Annotated in this window: 16 protein-coding genes; 2 read left to right on the forward strand and 14 right to left on the reverse strand. The window is 45.5% G+C overall.

Annotated elements, in window-relative coordinates; genetic code table 11:
• Positions 1-508 precede the first annotated feature (508 nt).
• The 11 genes from M4D81_RS28580 to M4D81_RS28630 all read right to left on the reverse strand — a co-directional run bounded on the left by M4D81_RS28580 (position 509) and on the right by M4D81_RS28630 (position 14,351).
• A complete protein-coding gene (locus M4D81_RS28580) occupies positions 509-1,267 on the reverse strand; it encodes an ABC transporter permease (protein ID WP_260068910.1) in 759 nt (252 codons plus the stop codon).
• Positions 1,264-2,013, reverse strand: coding sequence for an ABC transporter permease (locus tag M4D81_RS28585; RefSeq protein WP_260068911.1), 750 nt, complete (start codon positions 2,011-2,013; stop codon positions 1,264-1,266). Before M4D81_RS28585 ends, M4D81_RS28580 begins: the two co-directional genes overlap by 4 nt.
• Positions 2,010-2,723 (reverse strand): ABC transporter ATP-binding protein, encoded by a 714-nt coding sequence (locus tag M4D81_RS28590; protein ID WP_260068912.1) that lies wholly within the window; start codon positions 2,721-2,723, stop codon positions 2,010-2,012. Before M4D81_RS28590 ends, M4D81_RS28585 begins: the two co-directional genes overlap by 4 nt.
• 92 nt (positions 2,724-2,815) lie before the next feature.
• Positions 2,816-3,826: a HAMP domain-containing sensor histidine kinase gene (locus tag M4D81_RS28595; RefSeq protein WP_260068913.1), complete on the reverse strand. Its 1,011-nt coding sequence runs from the start codon at positions 3,824-3,826 to the stop codon at positions 2,816-2,818.
• Entirely contained in the window at positions 3,823-4,500 is a 678-nt protein-coding gene (locus M4D81_RS28600; protein WP_260068914.1) for a response regulator transcription factor, read from the reverse strand. Before M4D81_RS28600 ends, M4D81_RS28595 begins: the two co-directional genes overlap by 4 nt.
• A gap of 667 nt (positions 4,501-5,167) precedes the next feature.
• Positions 5,168-7,759, reverse strand: a complete 2,592-nt coding sequence (locus tag M4D81_RS28605) for a helix-turn-helix transcriptional regulator (protein WP_260068915.1) — start codon at positions 7,757-7,759, stop codon at positions 5,168-5,170.
• A gap of 144 nt (positions 7,760-7,903) precedes the next feature.
• A complete protein-coding gene (locus tag M4D81_RS28610) occupies positions 7,904-9,418 on the reverse strand; it encodes an extracellular solute-binding protein (protein ID WP_260068916.1) in 1,515 nt (504 codons plus the stop codon).
• 52 nt (positions 9,419-9,470) lie between these two features.
• Positions 9,471-10,349, reverse strand: a complete 879-nt coding sequence (locus M4D81_RS28615; RefSeq protein ID WP_260068917.1) for a carbohydrate ABC transporter permease — start codon at positions 10,347-10,349, stop codon at positions 9,471-9,473.
• A gap of 57 nt (positions 10,350-10,406) precedes the next feature.
• Positions 10,407-11,333: an ABC transporter permease gene (locus tag M4D81_RS28620; RefSeq protein WP_260068989.1), complete on the reverse strand. Its 927-nt coding sequence runs from the start codon at positions 11,331-11,333 to the stop codon at positions 10,407-10,409.
• Between the two features lie 726 nt (positions 11,334-12,059).
• Entirely contained in the window at positions 12,060-13,175 is a 1,116-nt protein-coding gene (locus M4D81_RS28625) for a glycoside hydrolase family 88 protein (RefSeq protein ID WP_260068918.1), read from the reverse strand.
• A gap of 30 nt (positions 13,176-13,205) precedes the next feature.
• On the reverse strand, positions 13,206-14,351 hold the full coding sequence (locus M4D81_RS28630; RefSeq protein ID WP_260068919.1) for a DUF2264 domain-containing protein: 1,146 nt from the start codon (positions 14,349-14,351) through the stop codon (positions 13,206-13,208).
• A 111-nt stretch (positions 14,352-14,462) separates the two neighbouring features.
• On the opposite strand from M4D81_RS28630, the gene M4D81_RS28635 reads away from it, so the two are divergent.
• On the forward strand, positions 14,463-15,251 hold the full coding sequence (locus M4D81_RS28635) for a helix-turn-helix transcriptional regulator (protein ID WP_260068920.1): 789 nt from the start codon (positions 14,463-14,465) through the stop codon (positions 15,249-15,251).
• 1,779 nt (positions 15,252-17,030) lie between these two features.
• Here M4D81_RS28635 and M4D81_RS28640 read toward each other — a convergent pair.
• The 3 genes from M4D81_RS28640 to M4D81_RS28650 form a co-directional block, all read right to left on the reverse strand.
• The gene (locus M4D81_RS28640; RefSeq protein WP_260068921.1) at positions 17,031-17,828 is read right to left on the reverse strand and encodes an SDR family NAD(P)-dependent oxidoreductase; all 798 of its coding nucleotides are present in this window, start codon (positions 17,826-17,828) and stop codon (positions 17,031-17,033) included.
• A 94-nt stretch (positions 17,829-17,922) separates the two neighbouring features.
• Complete coding sequence (locus tag M4D81_RS28645; protein ID WP_260068922.1) at positions 17,923-18,786, reverse strand: helix-turn-helix domain-containing protein; 864 nt, start codon at positions 18,784-18,786, stop codon at positions 17,923-17,925.
• A gap of 97 nt (positions 18,787-18,883) precedes the next feature.
• Positions 18,884-19,249: a helix-turn-helix domain-containing protein gene (locus M4D81_RS28650; RefSeq protein ID WP_260068923.1), complete on the reverse strand. Its 366-nt coding sequence runs from the start codon at positions 19,247-19,249 to the stop codon at positions 18,884-18,886.
• A gap of 115 nt (positions 19,250-19,364) precedes the next feature.
• Here M4D81_RS28650 and M4D81_RS28655 point away from each other — a divergent pair, with 115 nt between their 5' ends.
• Positions 19,365-20,015, forward strand: coding sequence for a nitroreductase family protein (locus tag M4D81_RS28655; RefSeq protein ID WP_397376783.1), 651 nt, complete (start codon positions 19,365-19,367; stop codon positions 20,013-20,015).
• Positions 20,016-20,407 lie beyond the last annotated feature (392 nt).

A 20,407-nucleotide genomic window follows, 5' to 3' on the forward strand; every position in this document is an offset into this window, starting at 1 on the left:
CGATAAAACAAAAAAGCCGCTAAAGTAGCGACTTTCCATGGGACCATGTTCTTGTCCCTCGACAGCTGTCTCCGAAATTCAATTAACGGACCTGATAGTTTAAGTATTTTTCTTCACAAAAATGAAATGCTTCTCTCTAAAACCATTGTCAAAACTCACTAAATTGACCAAAAAACCTCACAACAAGAAAAATACTAGTTATCCCCCAAACTGTGGTCCCCACTATAAACCAAACTATGGCTTTGGCGGATGTAATATTCTTACTTTTCACATTTCTTCTTATAAAAGCAAGAATAACGAATCCAATGATGATGAAAGCAATAGTAATCCAAAATAATAAATTCACTTTCCACCTCCCCTATACTATTTGTAACACTTAACTGTGAACACATCTCTATTTCCATATTTTTTTGAAACTTCTTTAAGTGTTACTAGTGCCTCCGTTGTCATTAGCCCACCACCTTAAACAATCACTACCGTTATATGTTTGAATTGATGAAATCTAAACTCAGGCATCTCGTTTACGGTAAAATACAATAGCTACTGTAATAAAAATCAGTGTCCATATCATTATAATCCCTGTCCCTTGCATTGGTGTAAGGACATTTATTTCATCAGAGGAAGGCGGCATATACATATAATATCCTGCCGTATCGGGAAAATAATTTTTAACACCAGGTAGAAAATCTCTCGACAATGGACTGACAATGAAATAATAACCAAGCAGTACCACTAAAGCAGGAGTGGTTCGTCTTAATAAAGCACCTATAGCTGCACTCAGAAGCGTGGTTAACGTTAGATAGCCTGTTGCACCTGCTAATGCTTCTATCGTTGTGTCTATATCAATCACTGCTGCTGTGTCTCTCATCATCATAAAAGTATATAGTACACCGGATGCAGCAATAATAAAGGCCGCGGGAACGGTTATGATTGCCAATGCCAAATGCTTCATGGATAATTGAATCCCACGCCAAGGTATCGTAGCTAACGTCGTTCGAATCTGTCCACCGGTATACTCCGAACAAGTAGCTATGATCCCAAGAATAATGAATCCTGCTTGAAGATGCCCCATCGAAGCAAGCCCTATATTCAGTATACTTTGCGTCCCTGCTGCCCCTTGTAGACCAATAGAAGTAAAAGCTGCGGCTAATAGTAAATTAAGAATGAACGTACCCATAAGGGTGAGCCACATCAATGGTAATGTTACTAATTTATCCAGTTCAGCACGAAGGATTTGTGTAATCTTTCTACTAGAAGGGACACTCATGCTGCAACGTCCCTCCTATGGAATACAATAGCTGCAGCAATGAAAAGAACGACTACCCAGGCAGACATGACTAAGCCGCCTGTGAACGGGGTGAGAAATCTGTCGCTCAGAAACATAAACATTTCAAGGCCAGCCCGATCCGGTAAGTATAACGCTAACTTTGTAACCTTAGAAAGCAAGAAACTAAATGATACAACGGATGTATTGATGATGAGCACAGCAAGCGGAATAGTGCCATTCTTAGTGAGAACAGTAATCCCAAATGCTAAAAGAGCAGTGAATGTCCAGTAACAAACTGCACCGAGCAGTTTAGACCATTCAAATGCAGGGGTATACTGACCAAGAACAAGATGCGTGGCTGACACAGTTGTCATTATAGCAACAATACAAAGCAGTATACTGATTACTGTCACAGCGCCTGCTTTTGCCAGCAAAAAATGCAGCCTTGATGAAATAACCGTTAAACTTGTTGTAATCTGTTGTCCTCCACCAGATTCACTGCTCTCTGTCAAATACTCGCTACTGACAGCAAGCACACCAAGAATGATGACACCTTGTACACCAAGAGCTAATCCAATATAGCCAACTTCCAATAGCCGTGTGCTAATTCCAGCTATAATATCCTCTTTTTGTGCTATGCTGTCTAAGGCAGCTATGACCGCAGGGGCAAATGCTCCAATAAGAAAGGCAAGCCAAATGCCCGGCAGAGAGAACAATTTAGATAGTTCCGCGTTGAATGTTCTCATACAACATCACCTGCTTTGTCAGATGTCAGGGCAAAAAAGGCTTCCTCCAGCGAGAAGTGGTAACCTATTACTTCTTCCAAAGTTCCATCTGCAACAATTTTTCCATGCTTAATAATCACCACATCATCAACCGTCTCTGCAAGCTCCCCCATGAGATGACTGGATAGCAACACCGTGTTTCCGGACTCGGCGCGTTCACGTAGAAATGTCCGGATCCATCGAATTCCTTCCGGGTCAAGCCCATTTACGGGTTCATCTAGAACCAATATTGGGGGATTACCCAGTAGTGCAGCCGCCATTCCAAGTCTTCTCCCCATACCAAGCGAATAATTCCCAACTCTTTTGTCAGCTGCATTACTAAGACCTACGATTTCCAGAACTTCCTCAACACGTGAACGAGGCAATCCTGCGGCATGAGCAATCCAACGTAAATGGGCCCTTCCTGTTCGCCTACGATGAGCTCCAGATCCATCCAGTGCGGCACCTACTGTTGCTAGAGGATTATGTAATTCTGCGAATGGCTTGCCATTAATGAGTGCACTCCCTGAGGTGGCACGATCTAATCCAAGCAGGATGCGTAGTGTAGAACTTTTCCCTGCCCCATTCGGACCTAAAAAACCAGTCACTCTACCAGGTCTTGCTTTAAAACTGATACCTGATAAGATTTGCTGAGTTCCGCGATATTTGACTAAGTTATTAATGGTAAGCAACCATAACACTTCCTTTCTGTTATGGTTCCAATTATATAGAAGCAAAGTTACATCACAGATATCATGTGGTTTAATTCTGGATTACCTTTAGGTTAAGCCCTAGCAATAGCTACTCTTGTGCCATTTTCATTTGATGTAAAGTTCGCTTTCAGATTCATTTTTTTCAACATATAATGACAAGTCGATAAACCAATCCCCGCCCCACGCTCATAGGAAGAGTTATCCAAACCGGGACCTCTGTCTGCAACAATGATCTGTTCTTTTTCGACATCAACTACAATGTTTGCATATTTTCCCTCTGCTGCATGGCGAAGAATATTTTGAAATAAATTATCCAAAACTCGTGTCACCCAATTAGGATCTGCTACCCAATAAAAAGTCTCCTCTGCCGGTAAATCAACATCGAGCTGAATTTCTTTTTCTTCAAACACAGGATACCACGCAGCAACAGATGCTCTTACTAAACGTACAATATCTGTTGAAACGGGCCCAAAAGGATGTTTCCCTGATGTAAGCAATGTATAGGACAGTAAATCATCCATTAGATCTCCGACTCTTGTAATCGTATGGTTGATCTCTGTTAACGAGTTTTGTCCTTCTAAACTCATGGATTCTTTATTTAAACGGGTGACATGTCCTCTCAAAATGGTAAGTGGCGTTCGTAAGTCGTGAGATAAATTCGCAATGAGTCGATGTCGTAATAATTCTTCTTCGAATGCTCGCTTGCGACTGTCTTCAAGCTGCTGAATCATCCAATTAAAAGACATTCCTAACAGGTCTATCTCATCCATACGATCCGATTGAACAGATATGGGTTTAGGAAATGAATTATTTTTAGCTGAAAATGACATGACTTCCTGTAAGCGGGCGAGACGTTTTTGAAGTTTCAAGAAGAACTGCCAAGATAAGATAACAAATGCGACAATAATAAACCCAAACAATAGCACGGTAACGTAAAACAGATTTAACGTATTCAGATTTTTTTCATTATTATCTGAAAACCCAAAAAACGCACTGACGAAAATAAGCACAATGGGAGGTAAAAAGATAAATAGAAAATGCACTTTTAGAAAACGACGAAATAATGATCTAGTCTGCTTCATAGTTTCACCCGATAGCCTATTCCCTTCAACGTTTCAATAATCTCTGGGGAATCCGGATGACGTTCCAGCTTTTGACGCAGTCGATGGATATGCACCATTAATGTTTTATCACCTGTTATATAAGCTTCTTCCCAAATAGCTTCATAAATTTGTTCTTTTGGTAAAACTTGATTAGGGTGGCGTAAGAAGTACATTAAGATTTGATGCTGTTTCCCTGTTAATATAATTTCTTCTCCTGTGCGTTTGTCAAATATCATTTGACCTTCTGGATCTACTTCAATCTGATTTCTTAATGAAATGCGTTCGGATTTTGTTCCACCATTACGACGGATTAATACTTCTAATCTTGCAACTAATTCATCCGTATGGAATGGTTTCGTTAAGTAGTCATCAGCAAATTGTAAACCATCTACTTTATCATCTATCGATGTTCGAGCAGTTAACAGCAAAATAGGAATAGCAGGAGCTGCCTTCTTTAATCGTCTTCCCACAGTAAATCCGTCTAAACCGGGTAACATGATATCCAAAATAACGATTTCATGCTGATTCACTTCTCTTTCGGCTCCTTCACCCGTTAGCAGCCACTGAACTGAAAACCCTCGCTGTTCCAACTCTTCTTTTACCCAACTGCCAATTTTCTCATTGTCTTCAATGTAGAGTACGTTTCTTCTCAAGTAACATCCCTCTCTCTAAATGGAGTCCACTATTAGACAGATTAGCACAATATAAAAAATAGTTTCCAGTTAATACAATTTCATCGTTCGTAAATAGAGTTTTATAAAAAAGAGGCTCGTCTAACTGAGGGGCTCTTTCTGTTCCTAAATAAATTAAATTTATGTTTCTGTAGAGGGTTTCATTAGGTGCATATTTAGTGTGAGGACCTGATGACTGACTGAATTTAACTGTATTATTATCGGTAAGCAACAAACAAATAATATCAGGTTTCACTGCATCCTGCCCGTTAGCTTAATGAAATTGTATGGAAATGTAATTAGATACTTATCTAATTAGTAATCGGCTCAAGTTCTTATCCTCGACTCGGTACAAGAACTTGTACCGATAAAACAAAAAAGCCGCTAAATTAGCGACTTTCTATGGGACCGAGTTCTTGTCCCTCGACACAAATTGCTCCATCTATTGCCTCTTACATTCTCATATACTTTTCGTATGTATACTAGATATTTATAGTATTTTAATGGTATTTCATTTGCTCACCTACATGAAAAGAAATAGACTGCCCGCACTAAGGTAACGGTCTTATTTCTCGTACTAACTACTGTGGCAGACTGCTCTTTATGCAGTTATTGTGCTTAGGAGTCGTGTTCCAGCACGACGCTTTACTTATCCGTTTTTCTTCATTCGGTACTGCCCGGGCGTCATGCCTTTCTGCTTGCGGAACAGCCGGATAAAATACGAGGGATGATAACCGACCGACTCGGCGATCTCGTTCACTTTGAGATCGGTCGTGCACAGCAGCTCACAGCCCCGTTCAAGACGAAGTTCCATCACATAATCGACGAAGTTTTTCCCGTGAGCCTGCTTGAATGAGCGGCTGAGCGTATAAGAACTGACGCCAAAACGTTCCGCACAGCTCTCCAGAGAGAAATCTGCCGTATAATCACGTTCGATCTCCTCCTTGACTCGTTCGGCGAGACGATCAGCATACAGTCGATCGCTACCATCGATCTCGCGGCCATAAGGTTCCAATACCTGTGTACGCATAAAGGCGGCCATTGCTTTGGGCTGGCGTATAGTGGCAAGACGTTCATACAGTCCCATAAAGTCGACGTGCTCGGATGGAGCGCCGTTCTCCATCATCGTGTGCAGCAGGCTGCCGAGCAGATGCAAAGTCAGATTACGCATTTCCGGCTTCGAGGCCGCTCGGCGTGCCAGCTCATCGATAAATTCATCCGTCAGCCGGGCCGCTTCCTCGATTTGGCCAAGCTTGACACTGCGGAGTAGCTCACGTTCGAGCTCGAATGGATAAGTGCTCTGCCCATCAAGATCCGGCATCCATTCATCCAGATGCAGAACCCGACAATCTTCGTCATGCTGAATATGACGCAGCGCAGCTCGCAGAGAATGAAGCAGCTCCGGCACTTCCAGAATTCCGGAAGCACTGCCTGTGCACACTAGGGTCTGCAGCCGCAGCACAGAGCGTACCGTACCTGCCAATTCTCCCGCCAGCGCTTTCCCCAGTACGTTCAACCGCTGTACAGCGCCCTCTTCATTTGCAGTATCACCTTGGATCTTATCGGCTGAACTTTGCAAATCGTACGTATGTTCTCGATCCGTCTCGGCTGTCACGCCGCTTTCACCCATGGAATAAGGAATCAGCACGGCAGCGGTCGAATCCTGAAAATTTACAACGATTGCACGTTTTGTACGCTGCTCCACAAATTCACGGGCTACGTTGGCGGCAGCGAACGTCATCAGAAGTTCATCTTCTTCGCGGAACTTCGATTCCGGTGGTGATAGCACGCCGACCTGCAGCAAGAAAACTAACATCCGCTCGTCGGGATGGATCGACCATCCGAATCTTTCCATTCGCGACAGCAGTTCTCGCTCGCTCAATGTCTGATAATGCCCCTGCATCAGCTGCATCAAAAAGGCCGATCTCAATTCGGGATACGTGTGTTCAAGCCGGGCTTCGGCTTCTCTTTTGGCATCGGATAGACCGCGCCAACTCGTCTCGATATAGTCCAGCTCGTCGTAGGGATGCATATTGTTCTCTATTCCGGTACCGTCAGGTCCGTTTTTGGAACGCTGGCTTATGCTGATTTTCCGCAGCAGTCCGCTCAGGCCTTTTTCTTGTTCAGGTGATTCTACCGTCCGGACGGCCCTGTCCCCCGAAGGCTGACCGAGCGCCGGTGAAAACTGGCTGCCTAGGATTTGTACCAATCGACCTATTGGCCGGTGCAATCGATGCGAAGCCAACCAGGCGATCAGCAGCGCCAGCAGCATACCGGCCAAACTCACGGTGAGCAGCGAACGTGAGAGCAGCACGACAGGACGAGTTAGCATTTCTAAAGGCGACACCGTCACATAAGTCCATTCAACCCCCGGACGATGTAGTTGGCTATGGGAAACGGAGTAGGTTTTGCCCTGCCATTTGAACAGATACGAGTCCGGTGTGTCCGAGACCTGAGTTCGAAGCTCCTCACGCAGCGCGGATTCGAAAGTCGGGGTTCGCATCGGATCATCCGACGGCACATCCGACATGCGGACTATGGGTGGTCCGGAACTTGCATATAGAAAGGAAGCGCCTTTATCATCGAACGATACCCGGCGCATCCGTTCTTCAATTTTATCTCTGTCCATGTTCAATAGAAGGGCTCCATAAGGATCTCCGTAAGCGGGCAGCTTCCGGACTAATACGACCTCTCCGTTCTCGGAAGCCGTCCAGCGAAAATTATCCAGCCAATACAAAGCGGACGGGGCATCAACAATACTCTGAAACCGCTTACTATCTTCTGTGAACGAGATCTTCCTTAACCCTTCTGTATCCGACAGCAAAAGCGGCTCGTTACGAGCAAGCAGCAGCTGTGCGTCTTTCAGCTCCGGATAAGACGCTTTCATCAGTCCCAGAAAGCGATACAGCTCCTGGGTTCTCTGGTATTCCATACGAAGATTTGCTCTTCTCAGATCACCGTCAAGTCTCGGATCTAGCGCCCAACGGGCCGCAGACTGTTCCACCTGCACGAACAGTTCGTCCATGCTTTCTGCCGAGCGTTTAACGAGTGCCCGGTGGCTGCTCATCACCTCGCGTTCGATGTGCTGCGTACCGAGCACATAAGACGAGAAGCCGATAACCGCTGTTGGAATACTCGACATGCACAGTGCCAGGATCAGGCTGTAACGATAAAAGCGTCCTCTTCCTTCCCGGCTTCGACTCGTCAACCGAAAATTTAGCCAGCTTCGAATATCAGTCACTCCTGCTCCCCCTTTTCTCTATACACTATTAACAGTCTACATATTACATCATTTTATAAGAAAGGGAACATATACAATAGAGCCCCCGCTTCCGGAGACTCCCCTGTTTACATGCACCTTTTTCGGAATACTTCAGCCAGCCGCTTATTGCTCCGCTTGACGGTCGGCATAAGCCTGATTCATCTCGTCCGTAATTTTTTGCAGATCTGAATCGTTTTTCAATTTCTCAACAAATTTGTCCCAGTCCGACAGCGACAGCTTGCCGAGTATAATCTTGGTTTTCATATCCTGAATATTCTTCGCCAGCTCAGGCCCCACCGAAATATTCGTTTCCGAATACAATCCAATCGCTCTGTCAGGAACACTTATTTCTGCACGCTCGTCGATGATTTTTTTGTTCCGCTCAAAAATCTCCAGCGGCATACCGCCCCGATACGCGCGCATATATTTGTCATAATTCATGAAGATTTGACCAAGCGCCTGCGAGCCGACGATATCGGTCTTGGCCTTCTCCGTCGCCATCTTGATTCCGTTCTCTTCCGTATAATGAACCCCTTCCAGACCGTAGCTGGCCAGCGTTCCGCCTTCTTCCGATGCGCCGTAGTCCATCAGTTCAAGCAGTTTTTTCATTTTTTCTTCCGATACCGTTTTGGGAATCACAAACATCCCGAAGAATCCGCCGTCTTTGTTGGTCCAGCCGTTCATTGAGACAAGCGGCAGAAAATCCGCGTCCGGGTTGCTCTTCAGATTCGCTTCCATTGGCTCCCACGCCGCTTCGACGGTGTTGACGGCAGCGCCCGCACGGCCCGCATTCAGCTGATCCTTGGTCTGGCTCTCTTTCAGAACGGCGATATCTTCCGAGATCAACCCTTCAGCATAAGCTTTGCTTAACCATTCCAGAGCATCGCGCATTTCCGGCAACAGGTTAACGTTGACCAGCTTGCCGTCGACATCTTTCCAATCTCCGGTATTTTGCGTGAATGCACTGACGATTGCCCCATAGCTGCCCATATTACTTTGATTGACTAATCCTGTGAATCCGATCGTATCGTCTTTACCATTGCCGTCCGGGTCGTTTTTCGTAAATGCTTTGAGCACTTCGTAAAATTCGTCTGTCGTTTCCGGAATTTCCATGCCCAGATTGTCCAGCCAATCTTTACGCAGGAACAGGAATGGGCCTCCTTCGACCGGACGTACCCGAGGAATCCCATAATTTTTGCCGTCGGCCTGCTTGGTGTTGATCCAGGACTCTTTCGGAAACCCAGACAGGTTAGGGTAGTCTTGAATAAAAGGCGTCAGATCCCAGAACGCACCCTGCTTCACCATAGTACGTACCTGAGCCGAGAAAGGATCGTCGACCAGCATCAGATCGGGAATGTCACCCGACGCCAGCGTAACGTTTACCTTGTCGCCATAGCTGTTCGGTGATACCCACGTGATATTGAGATCGGTATTCGTTCTCTTCTCGATCTCTTGAATGATCACATTGTCTTCTCCGGGCGGTTCAGGTGTAAAATACATCGACATGATACTGACCGGCATCGGCTTTCCATCTTCCGGCACGCCGTTTTCCGCGTTTTGACTGCTGCAGGCCGCTGTAACCAGAGACAGCGCCATAATGGTTGCAAGCCCCAATTTCGCTCCTATTTTCTTTCTCACTTGAATCTCCCCTTTTATTCGGATATATAATTCAGCTTGCCTGTACCAGCGCTTACTCTTTCACCGAACCGACCATCGCGCCTTTTGCGAAATGTTTTTGCAAAAATGGATATACCATGAGGATCGGAACAGTTGCGATTACAACGGCGGCCATTTTCAATGTTTCCGACGGAATCTGCTGCTCCGCGGTTATCTCGACCGCTGCCGTTCCTCCTGACGCCGTCGACGAGTCGATCAGCATGTTTTGCAGTAGGACTTGAAGAGGCTGCTTGTTGAAATCGTTGATATAGAGCAGCGCGGTGAAGAAGGTGTTCCAGTACGCTACAGCGTAAAACAGGCCAAATGCGGCCAGCGACGGCAGTGACAGCGGCAAAATGATACGCCACCAGACTCCGATATCGTTGCAGCCGTCAATACGGGCCGCTTCTTCCAGGCTGGAGGGGATACTGTCAAAGAAACCTTTCATCAATAATACATACCACCCGCTGGTTAGAACCGGCAGAATCAACGACCAGGTACTGTTGATCAAATGGAGATCGCGGATTAACAGGTACGGTGGAATAATACCGGGATTGAAGAGCGTTGTCAGCAGAATCAACAGCATCATGACCCGCCGCCCCTGCAGTCGTCTCCGAGACAGGGCATAAGAAAGACAGGATGTTACAAATAAGCTGAGCATCGTCCCGACGGTAGCCAGAAACGCACTGTTGCCGATTGCGCGCATAAATGAATTGGTGGACAACAAATACCGGTAAGAGTCGAGACTCCACTTTTTCGGGAAAAGCGTCGCTTTGTTGCGAATGAATTCTGCCGGGTCGCTGAACGACACGACCAGCACGTAATACAAAGGAAACAACGTGACCAGGCCGATTACAGTTAGAAAAAACAGATTAGTTGCATTGAATAGACGATCCATTTTGGACTGGAGCATAGGAAACCCGCCCTCCTTTCTTTTCTTTACTCAGGTTGGAACCTATGAACCTTCCTTTTAATAAACACCGTCTTCGCCGAATTTCTTGGCTAGCTTGTTCGCTCCGATAACGAGGATCAGGCCTACCAACGATTTGAACACGCCGACGGCAGTACTGAAACTGAGTTGCCCCTGCTTGATACCTAGCCTATACACATAAGTATCGAATACATCTGCGACTTCGGATACGGCACCGTTCATCATCAGGAAGACTTGCTCGAAGCCGACGTCCATAATATGTCCAATCCGCAGAATAAGAAGAATGATTACGACCGAACGGATGCCCGGCAGAGTAATATGCCAGATCTGCCGCAAGCGTCCCGCTCCGTCGATCTTCGCTGCTTCGTTCAACTGCGGGTCGATCCCGGCCATCGCGGCAAGGAACAATACCGTACCCCAGCCTGCATCTTTCCATATCGACTGGACGGTCAACAGAACCCAGAAGTAATTGGGATTGGTCAAAAAGTCGATCTTGTTCAGACCGGCTGCCACTAGAAGCTGATTGACGATGCCTTCGCCGGTAGACAGAAGAAGAAACGTAATACCGACGATAATGACCCAAGACAGAAAATGCGGCAGATAAACAATCGACTGAATCGTTTTGCGGAACTTGTTGCCGCGCAGCTCATTCATCATGACCGATAACAAAATTGGCAGCGGGAAGAAAAAGATGAGTGACAGCAAATTGATCGCCATCGTGTTTCGGAACAAGATCAGAAAGTCGGGATTCGAAAAGAAACGGATGTAATGTTCGAAACCGATCCACGGACTTGCCCACATCCCCTGATAAGGCGAATAATCTTGAAACGAGATCAAGATTCCCCACATTGGCACATACTTAAATAGGATAAAGAACACGATGCCCGGCAGTGCAAGCAGATACAAAAAGCGATCGCGCTTTACGCCTTTCCAGATACTTCGTCTTCGTTCCGTAGCCTGGCTCATCTTGTAATCGCTTTCTATTTGTCTATTGCCGGCTGTGTCCATTCGGGAAGCCATCCCCCACACCTCCATCTGCTGGTTTACCGTTCACCCGGATCATCCGTGTTCCGGTCTGCTCGGGAGCGGTTAATGTCAGCATAGGCGCTGGGGCAATTTCCGGCAATCAACGCTTTTTGCAGCAATCTATTTAACGAAGTAAAGGCGTATGATATGTTGTGTGCGCTAAAGAAAACCAAGAAGGAAAAGTTCAAAAAATAAGCTGACCCTGATAAGAATTTCCGGGAATTGACTTTTCTTGCAAGCGCAATCAATTCGCTCAACGACGCGGATTACGGCATCTTTTCACCTCTAAGGTGCCCATATAAAGTTACTGGCTTTCTTCATTTAAGTGACAGCACGAAGCCAGTACTCATTGACGCGGTAAACGTTACAACAGGCATCGGGAATAAAATTCTAGCATTATCTTTCATCATGTAAGCCAGTCTGAAATTCACAGCAGATTCTTCCGCGGCCATACGAATGGCCGGCTGCGTTTGACTAACGGCATGAACAGTAGCGTCATTACGAGATGCTCAGGAACAACAACAGGAGCGAAAGCGCCGGTAGTTAGCGGTGCGGCCTTAACGGGCCAGTAGAACGGGAACTTCTCGATGATCGAAAATGAGCAATAAAAAAACTCATGTTGGCTTTGCTTCTCAGCAGAAACCAACACAAGCCTATTTATTTGCTTTACCAGAAGCGATCTCGGTTACCCATCAATAAGGAGATTCCTTCCGTAAAGTAATAATCTCCGTAAATCAATGGGACATCGACATTTTGTTTTTCAGGGTAATGACTCGTTCCATGTAAAATAAGACCTTCCTCCGTTTTCGATTCCCAGGCTCCATAATTTGTATACAATGAATGCAGTATTTTTTTCGCGCTTTCGCTATAGATCCTTGCCTCATCTCCGTCAACCTGTTCTGCTAAAAGCAGAAGCCCACAAGCTGCGCAGGCTCCAGCCGATGAGTCACGGACCGTACGGCCCTCTTCAGACGAACGGAAATCCCAAACAGGAACATAATCTTGTGGTAGATTGGCTAAGAAAAATTGAGCTGTTTTTTTGGCGCCATTCAAGTATTGTTGGTTGCCTGTGTAATGGTAGCTCAGGCTCATTCCATAGATCGCCCATGCCGCTCCACGTGACCATGCTGATTCAGGTGAGTAGCCTTGTCCTCCCTTCACTTCAAGCTTTTCTCCGGTTTCAGGGTCAAAAGATACAATATGGGCAACCGATCCATCAGTCCGATAAAAATGCTTTAACACGGTATCCGCATGATTGGTTGCGACGTGCTTGTATCGCGGATCTCCTGTTGTGTTTGACGCCCAATACAGCAGTGGCAGATTCATCAGACAGTCGATAATGGCCCAACCTGCAACATCTTTACCATTCCACGCACGGATGAATTTCCCTTGGACGTTAAAACGCGCAGCGAGAAGGTTGGCGGCAAGTAAAGCCCTTCGCTTCGAATCATCTGATCCTAAAATTTTATATCTTGCTACGCTTGTTAAAGTCCACATGAAACCAATATCGTGATCTATTTTATTCGAATCGGTCAATAATACATCCAGCTGGCGTTCGCATGATTCTGCGGATGCTTTCAAATCCTCATCTTGCGTATCCTGATAAATAAGCCACAGCAATCCAGGCCAGAAGCCAGCAGTCCACCAGGAGGCTGGTTCCAATCGGTATTCTCCATTTTGACTTGCATGTGGGAATCCATCTCCGATACGCTGATGAACATGCTTCACTTTTGCCTTCGTTTGATTCCATGCTTCTTGCACCCAATTTGATTCGACCGTCATCCTTAATCTCTCCCCTCCTATTGTAAACGCCTACATTTCTCCCGAGATTGTTTTATCTATTTGAATTGTTCCACCAGACCATGCTTTCAGCGCAGTCCACTCTGCCTCTCCTTGCCAGAATTCAGCTTCCGGTGATAGCCCCAACGCTAGAAATACCGTCGTACACAGATATAAGCTGCCTGTCGAAATATACCCTTCTCCAATTTCAGGTTGACTGCCGGCAAAGCCAATGCGAAGCCAGCCGGAATCATCGAATGTACCCGGCATCTGAATCTGCTTCCTGATTACGGCCGTAAGTGCGCAACGGACTTGAGCTGGTAACAGCCCTTCCGGAAGTTCTTCCCTAAGTGACATTAAAGACAGATGCTGGAATGCCCCGAAACGATAAGCAAGTGATCTGCCCAGTGGCGGGAAGGTCCCTTCAGGTGATATTAACCGTTCCAAAATGGCAGCATAACGTACTGCTCTTTTCAACACCTTGACTTGTAGTGTAGCCCAATCTTCAAATTGATCTCCTATTGCATCCAATATATCGACCAACATGGGTTGAATGACAAAGCTGTTGTAATAATCCCAGTGGAACGCTGGCCCATCTCCGTACACACCGTCCCCTTTGTACCATTGCTGATGTTGTCTTAAAGCATAATCTACACGCATACGATCCCAATCTTCTACGCCCATTCGGAACAGAGCGGCTTCAATCATGGCGCTAAATAAGAGCCAATTGCTAAAAACCGGACGGATCACACGCGTAGATCTCAAAGCTGAAATCAGATTTGCTTTCACTTTATCACCAAGCATTGCATACAGCTCGTTTGGAGCACGGAGAACGGCGTTGGCAAGGAAGGCTGCGTCAACTAAAGGCTGTCCACCTTTTGTGAAATTCATATAATCCGGGGAAGTTGGATCAGTAGCCGCTTCGATGGCTTGCCTCGCCATAACGGCCATGTTAGATCGAATTTCTCCTTCCTCTCCAGAACGTGGTCCATGTTCGAGCCATGGTGCCATTCCGGCTAAGGTACGTCCTAATGCTTCCAAGTATGTGTAATTGGACCGATCACCTTCTCTCGCTTCGATAGGCATATCTAACACCATCCGACGTTCCGATAATGAATTAAGAACAGGCTGCGTAATTCGAACTAAGGTATCCACCCAATACTTCCTATCGTCCCCCATGTGTTCCCCTTTCATCAAGATGTAGTTTATATTAGTATAGGTCGTTGTATAATCCTCCACAATAAACTATAATCATCAAAAACTGACCTATTGTGCTGGGAGCGTGAACGGATGCTGAAGTTAATTTCATGCGGTTTTCATACCATCCACCATGAAGGAATTATTAGAAATCGTCCGAAAGGTTCTGGTCATTACACTTTTGTATTCTTTAATAGCAATGCAGAGTTGAAGTTGAATGGGCAAACGATGATCGTCGAAAAGAATACTTTTGTCTTTTTTCAACCTGAGACTCCCCATGCTTACTGCGAAATAAAGAGCCCTTTCATTAATGACTGGTTTCATTGTTATGGCGAAAATATGAATGAATTTCTTACAGAACTAAACTTCCCTCTGGACACTCCAATTGAAGCATCTGATCCGCTACTGATTTCCAGGTCCATCAAGGAACTACAGAATGTGAACCGGCTTAACGGAACGTTGCGTGAGCGTATCATAGATTGCGATCTTCGGTCCTTTTTCATGAAATTAAGTGATTTGCGGGAACGAACGGCTCCTCATCAACTGAATCATTATTACATCCGATTTAACGAATTACGTAATGAACTCTATCGCTCTCCTCACCAGAACGTTTCTGTAACTGAACTGGCTGCACGTTTAAGTTTGAGTAAATCTTATTTCCAACATATCTACAAGCAGTTATTTGGTTGTTCTGTAATGACCGATATGATTAACGGGAGGCTAGAGCACGCCAAATATCTTTTAGATCACAGCGAGATGTCAATAAATCAAATTGCTAGTACCTGTGGTTACGAAAATGACACTCACTTCATGCGCCAATTCAAAAAGTTTGTTGGCATTACACCAAGGCAATATCGATTTAGAGATGTCCCTGTCAAGTAGATTCTCAAACTCTATAACTGGGCCTGGCGTACCGGCCCTGACACATCGTTTGCAATATACGATTTGCTTGGTGCCAAGTATGTGCAGGGCTCGATTAACATTTACTACTATGTTTAAAGACTGCTATCTTTAACATTTGTTCAGTCATATACTGTGCTGAGTACATAAAGTTAGATTAATCCAATAAGATATAAGTCCTATTACCGAAAATGCATTTTCATAAATAATGATTTCTCTATTGATTTGCACAGGCACTTCATGAAACAGCAAATCAAAATTTTGTGTATAAACTTTTGCAATTTCTTCTGTTGATTTTTCCTTAAATACCATATTTTGTATTTTGAATAACATGCTAAACGTATTTGAGTTACCGCTAACTATTTAGCCCCCTAGCAAGTTTGGGCAGTACACCCCTTATTGCGCTAGACTGAAAGAGGTACAGTGTCCAGTTTTCGGGGGGTTTAACCAATCCTGTATTATAATTGTTTTAGAGTGTAATTTTATTTTCCTAGCATCAATGAGTGGTTTTAATGTATTTCGGTAAACCCTCTCTGGTTGTTTATACAACCATTTCCCAAGAATACTAGATCGTTTAGCTGTAATAACTCCAAATGCGTTAAATTACAAAAAATACTCCGACCCATAATATGCAAAGGCTTATAGTTAATTTTGTGACTTGCTGACAAATGAATCTCAAATGTTTCAGCTAATTCACATGCAATCTGAGCACCAACAAATGTATAAGTTCTTTGTCCATGGCTCGGGACAAGAACTTGTACCGATAAAATAAAAAAGTCGCTAAAATAGCGACTTTCAATGGGGTAAACTTCTTGTCCCTGACATCATTGCAACTTCTCCCGGCTGTCTGGTGCCTTCTAATCAAGCAGGTATGTCAACTCCTTGGCCTTCTTGCGAATCTCATGATAAATTTCCGGTTGTCCGGGCTTTGGTGCGTGGTAACTGAAATTGTTTTCGATTTACTCGTTCATTTCTATTTATTCCCCTTTCGAATTAAAAGAAAAAGCCGCAGCACTCCCCATGATTTCCAGTTCCCCTACTTTAATTTCGTTTGTAAATGCTACAATAAATGGATTCAACAGAGATTCTTCATATAATTCAATGACCGGCTGCCCGTTTAGCGAGGTTGCCGTTCAATTATGCTGCAGCCTCATGGTTCCTTTTATTTGAGCTATCGTTTCCCGTTAGCTTAATTAATCATTTCTTTTAAAATAGAACAAGAAATATATATCACTCCCATGTTTGTTGAAATTCACGTTCAATATAGCCGACAGCCAGTTTTAACTTCCAGGTGTATCTTGCTCAAACCCCTCGTCTACAGGGCGTTTTTGCGTAACCATCGGGCCTACACTCGCCGGTTATATCATGGGTGTACGTTGTTTTATGGAATGTGTTTGCCGTAATTGTTATTATTGTTGCCTATATTTATCTGAAAAATATAACCGAACGAGCCTATCCCAAAATTGACATAGGGGGTGTCATTCTCTCAATAATCAAGGACTATAGGAATAGCGAAAGAGCTTCTCCGCTTATAAAGCTGGAGAAGCTCTTCTAAGATCAGGGGAGCTGTGAAAGTGAAAATGGAGCATTAAGGCAGAAAGAGAAGAATTATCAGCATTGTGAGTGTTACGGGGAACCTTATCACAAGGAACGGTAAGTTTTCAGCGTCCCGTTTAATGGGAAATACGGATAAGTTTGAAATGATAGATAGAACTCAGATTCATTATTACGCAAGTCAGCAATTCGACTGCTCACATCCCTTCAGTGTGCTTTGGGGCGCGAAATGCGTTCCATGATCATAGCGACTCTGCGCCGGGGAAGAAAACGACCCATCTGGGCTGCCAGATGATTGCTGCGTCCGTCGACGATATAACTGCTGTCTCTGTCGATTCCACGAAATCCGGCTTGAACAACGTTCTCCGGAGTGGACAGCGCGCTGCCCACCGCCATGTCCCGGGTGCCGACGGCATCGAAGAAACCTGTATCGGTCGCTCCCGGGCACAGGGTAAGTACGCGGACACCGCGTCCGCGGGTTTCCGCCCATAGCGCTTCGGTGAAAGATAACACGAATGCTTTGGTAGCACCGTATACAGCCGAATAGGCGCACGGCACAAACGCGGCCATTGAAGCCACGTTGACGACGATTCCGTCCTTGCGCCCCAGCATGCCGGGCAGAAAGTGATGCGTCAGGTCGACAAGCGCAGCGGTGTTCAGCATAATCTCTTCCTGCTCTCGCTCCGGATCCATATCCTCAAAACGGCCGTATGTGCCGAAGCCTGCGTTGTTGATGAGAATATCGGCCGCAAGGCCGAGTTCGCCCATGGATTGGGCTAGTTGGCGCGGGGCACCTGCTTTGGACAAATCGCTTGGCAGGGCATACGCCTGCACGCCGTACTTGCGTTTGATTTCGCCTGCCAACACTTCGAGCTTATCTTTTGAACGTGCGGTCAGTACGACATGGCAGCCTCGTGCCGCCAGCTCTTTGGCATACGCCTCGCCGATCCCAGAGGAAGCGCCGGTGACCACCGCCAGCTTGCCTTGATAATGATATGAATCCATGAAACAGCCCCCTTGTCGTTGAAGTTGTCTAGATCATACCAACGACAGGAGGGGCTAACCACAGTGCCTCCATACTATTAACGGGACTAATAGGTTAGGATGACGGTGACGATTCGGAGTCTTGTGTTAGCAGGAGCGCGAGTCTCTCCTCCGTGCCTGAACCAGGCGTCGGAACGAAAAAGCACCAGTGCAGTCCAGGATCGTTGTCGATAGCGGCGGCGCAATGGATCGTGAACTCCAACATCTGTCCGTCCGGAAGGCGATAATGGACCGGGACAGTGCTTTTTTGCCGAATTTCATGCCACTCCCACAAACGTATGAAGTCCTCGCTGTTCCTTCTCAGACGCTCGTATCGTTCCATGTACTGCGGGTTGTCTTTGTTGCTGTCAAAGCCTGCTCGGATTAACGCCGTCATGTAACGAGCAAATTCTTCCCAATTTACAAGTCTTTTTGGGTACTCCGGATCCAGAAACAGCAGCGTCACCATGTTTCGTTCGCTTTCCGGCAGACGGCCGAAATCCGCGACAACAAGCTCCGCTCCCCGATTCCAGACGATCATATCGGCAACCTCATTGGCAATGAAAGAAGGATAACGCATTTGATCCACAAGGTTTTGCAATAATCCGGTATCGGGTTTTTCTGGTCTTTGTGTCATGCTGAAACTGACCTGGCTGGGTGCGGCCAGATCGAATAAATGCTTCCGCTCGTCTGCATCCAGCTGCAGCGCTTGGCTGATATGGGACAAGATTTCAGGGGAAGGATTCCGCTCTCGGCCCTGCTCCAGCCAGGTATAGTAAGTTACGCTGACATTGGCAAGATAGGCGACCTCTTCCCTCCGAAGTCCCGGGGTACGCCTTCGGCCGGGGAAGGGCTTGATTCCCGCATCTTCAGGTTGAAGCCGATATCTGCGCGATTTGATGAATTCGCCCAAGGCGGATGAGAGATGACGGTTCTCCATATAACTCATGCCTCCTTTATTTCGTGCATATGAGTAGAATGTCACCAGCTTAGCTGATCGACTCAACGGATATTTAATTCAGATTGCTAAGTATTCATTAATATTTCCCAAACCCTTTTTCGCAAGTAATGTCCAAGGTGAGAATGTCATACAGGTTTTGCTTGGATTCATCTAATTTTTTTTGAGCGGCTTCAATTTCCGCAATTTTAATTTGTATCAGGCTTACATGCTCATCCTTCGACATTCCGTTTTTCGAGATCATTGATTTGATATCCTGAATCGTAAAGCCAACTGCCAAACAATGTTTAACAACATTCAGATGATGAATGATGTCTGACGCATAAATCCGATAATTATTTTGATCCCTCAATACATATTCATCCGTGATAATGCCTATTTGCTCATAATAACGGATCGTTGAAATCGGGAGATCAATACTTTTTGCTACTTCACTTATCTTCATGACCTTCCCCCCGTTTTGAGCGCTTGCTATAAAGTATACTTTATAGTTTACCATCTTAATAGTAATGATAAGCAACATCATTTCCAAACTCAACCGAAAAAGGAGAGAAACCTGCATGAGCATCCTTACAGGCAACTACCAGAAAACAAACAACTTCAACAAAATTGCACTGGAACGTCGTTCCGTTAAAGTTTACGATACCGAAGTGAAAATCAGTCGGGAAGAAATGACCGAAATTTTAGCAAAAGCTTCCTGCGCCCCATCTGCCATTAACATGCAACCCTGGCGTTTCCTTGTGATCGACAGCGCCGAAGGCAAAGAAAAACTTGCACCACTGGCTTCCTTCAACCAGACACAAGTTTTGACATCTTCGGCTATTATTGCGGTATTTTACGACGCTAACAATATTGAATATATGGACGAAATTTTTAATAAATCAGTAGAACTTGGCTACATGCCGCAGGACATCAAGGATATGCAATTGCAGCAGGCAAGGCCGTATTATGCAAGCCTGACTCCATCCGCCTTGCGCGACATAAACATGCTGGACTCGGGTCTTGTTTCGATGCAACTGATGCTTGTAGCTCGCGCCCACGGCTATGACACCAACCCAATGGCGGGTTATGACAAGGATCGAATCGCGGAGGTCTTTAGCTTGGACAAGGAGCGATTCCAGCCGGTCATGCTGCTTTCGATCGGCAAAGCGAGCAAAGAAGGCTATCCATCCTACCGATTACCAGTAGATACGATTACCACTTGGGCATGATCGGACTTTTGGGAGATTAGTCGTAGAGTAAAAAGAAGCGATAATTTAAAAAAATCGCTGTCCAATAAGTCACTAAAATGATAAGTTGAGCGGAGGACCAGAATGTTTTCCGCTCAACTTTTTGTACTTTTGCCCTTTTGGGCTTTTCATGCGTTCTTAAAGTTCCTTGAAGAGGAAACAGATCAACAACCTATGATCATCTTGGAATCAACTATTCGGTGAAAATAAAGTATTAGTCAAATAGCACATAAGTTAATGATGAGTTTATGACCGATGAGTGTGCCCCTTAATTAATTTTGTTGGACAGGTGTTGCGATACCAACTGCCTCTGCAGCGGAATGAGTGATTCCTGGTGTCGATAACTCACAACATTCCGGTATGTTAACTTCCTC

This window comes from Paenibacillus sp. p3-SID867 (genome assembly GCF_025142895.1).
Lineage (GTDB): Bacteria > Bacillota > Bacilli > Paenibacillales > Paenibacillaceae > Paenibacillus_AQ.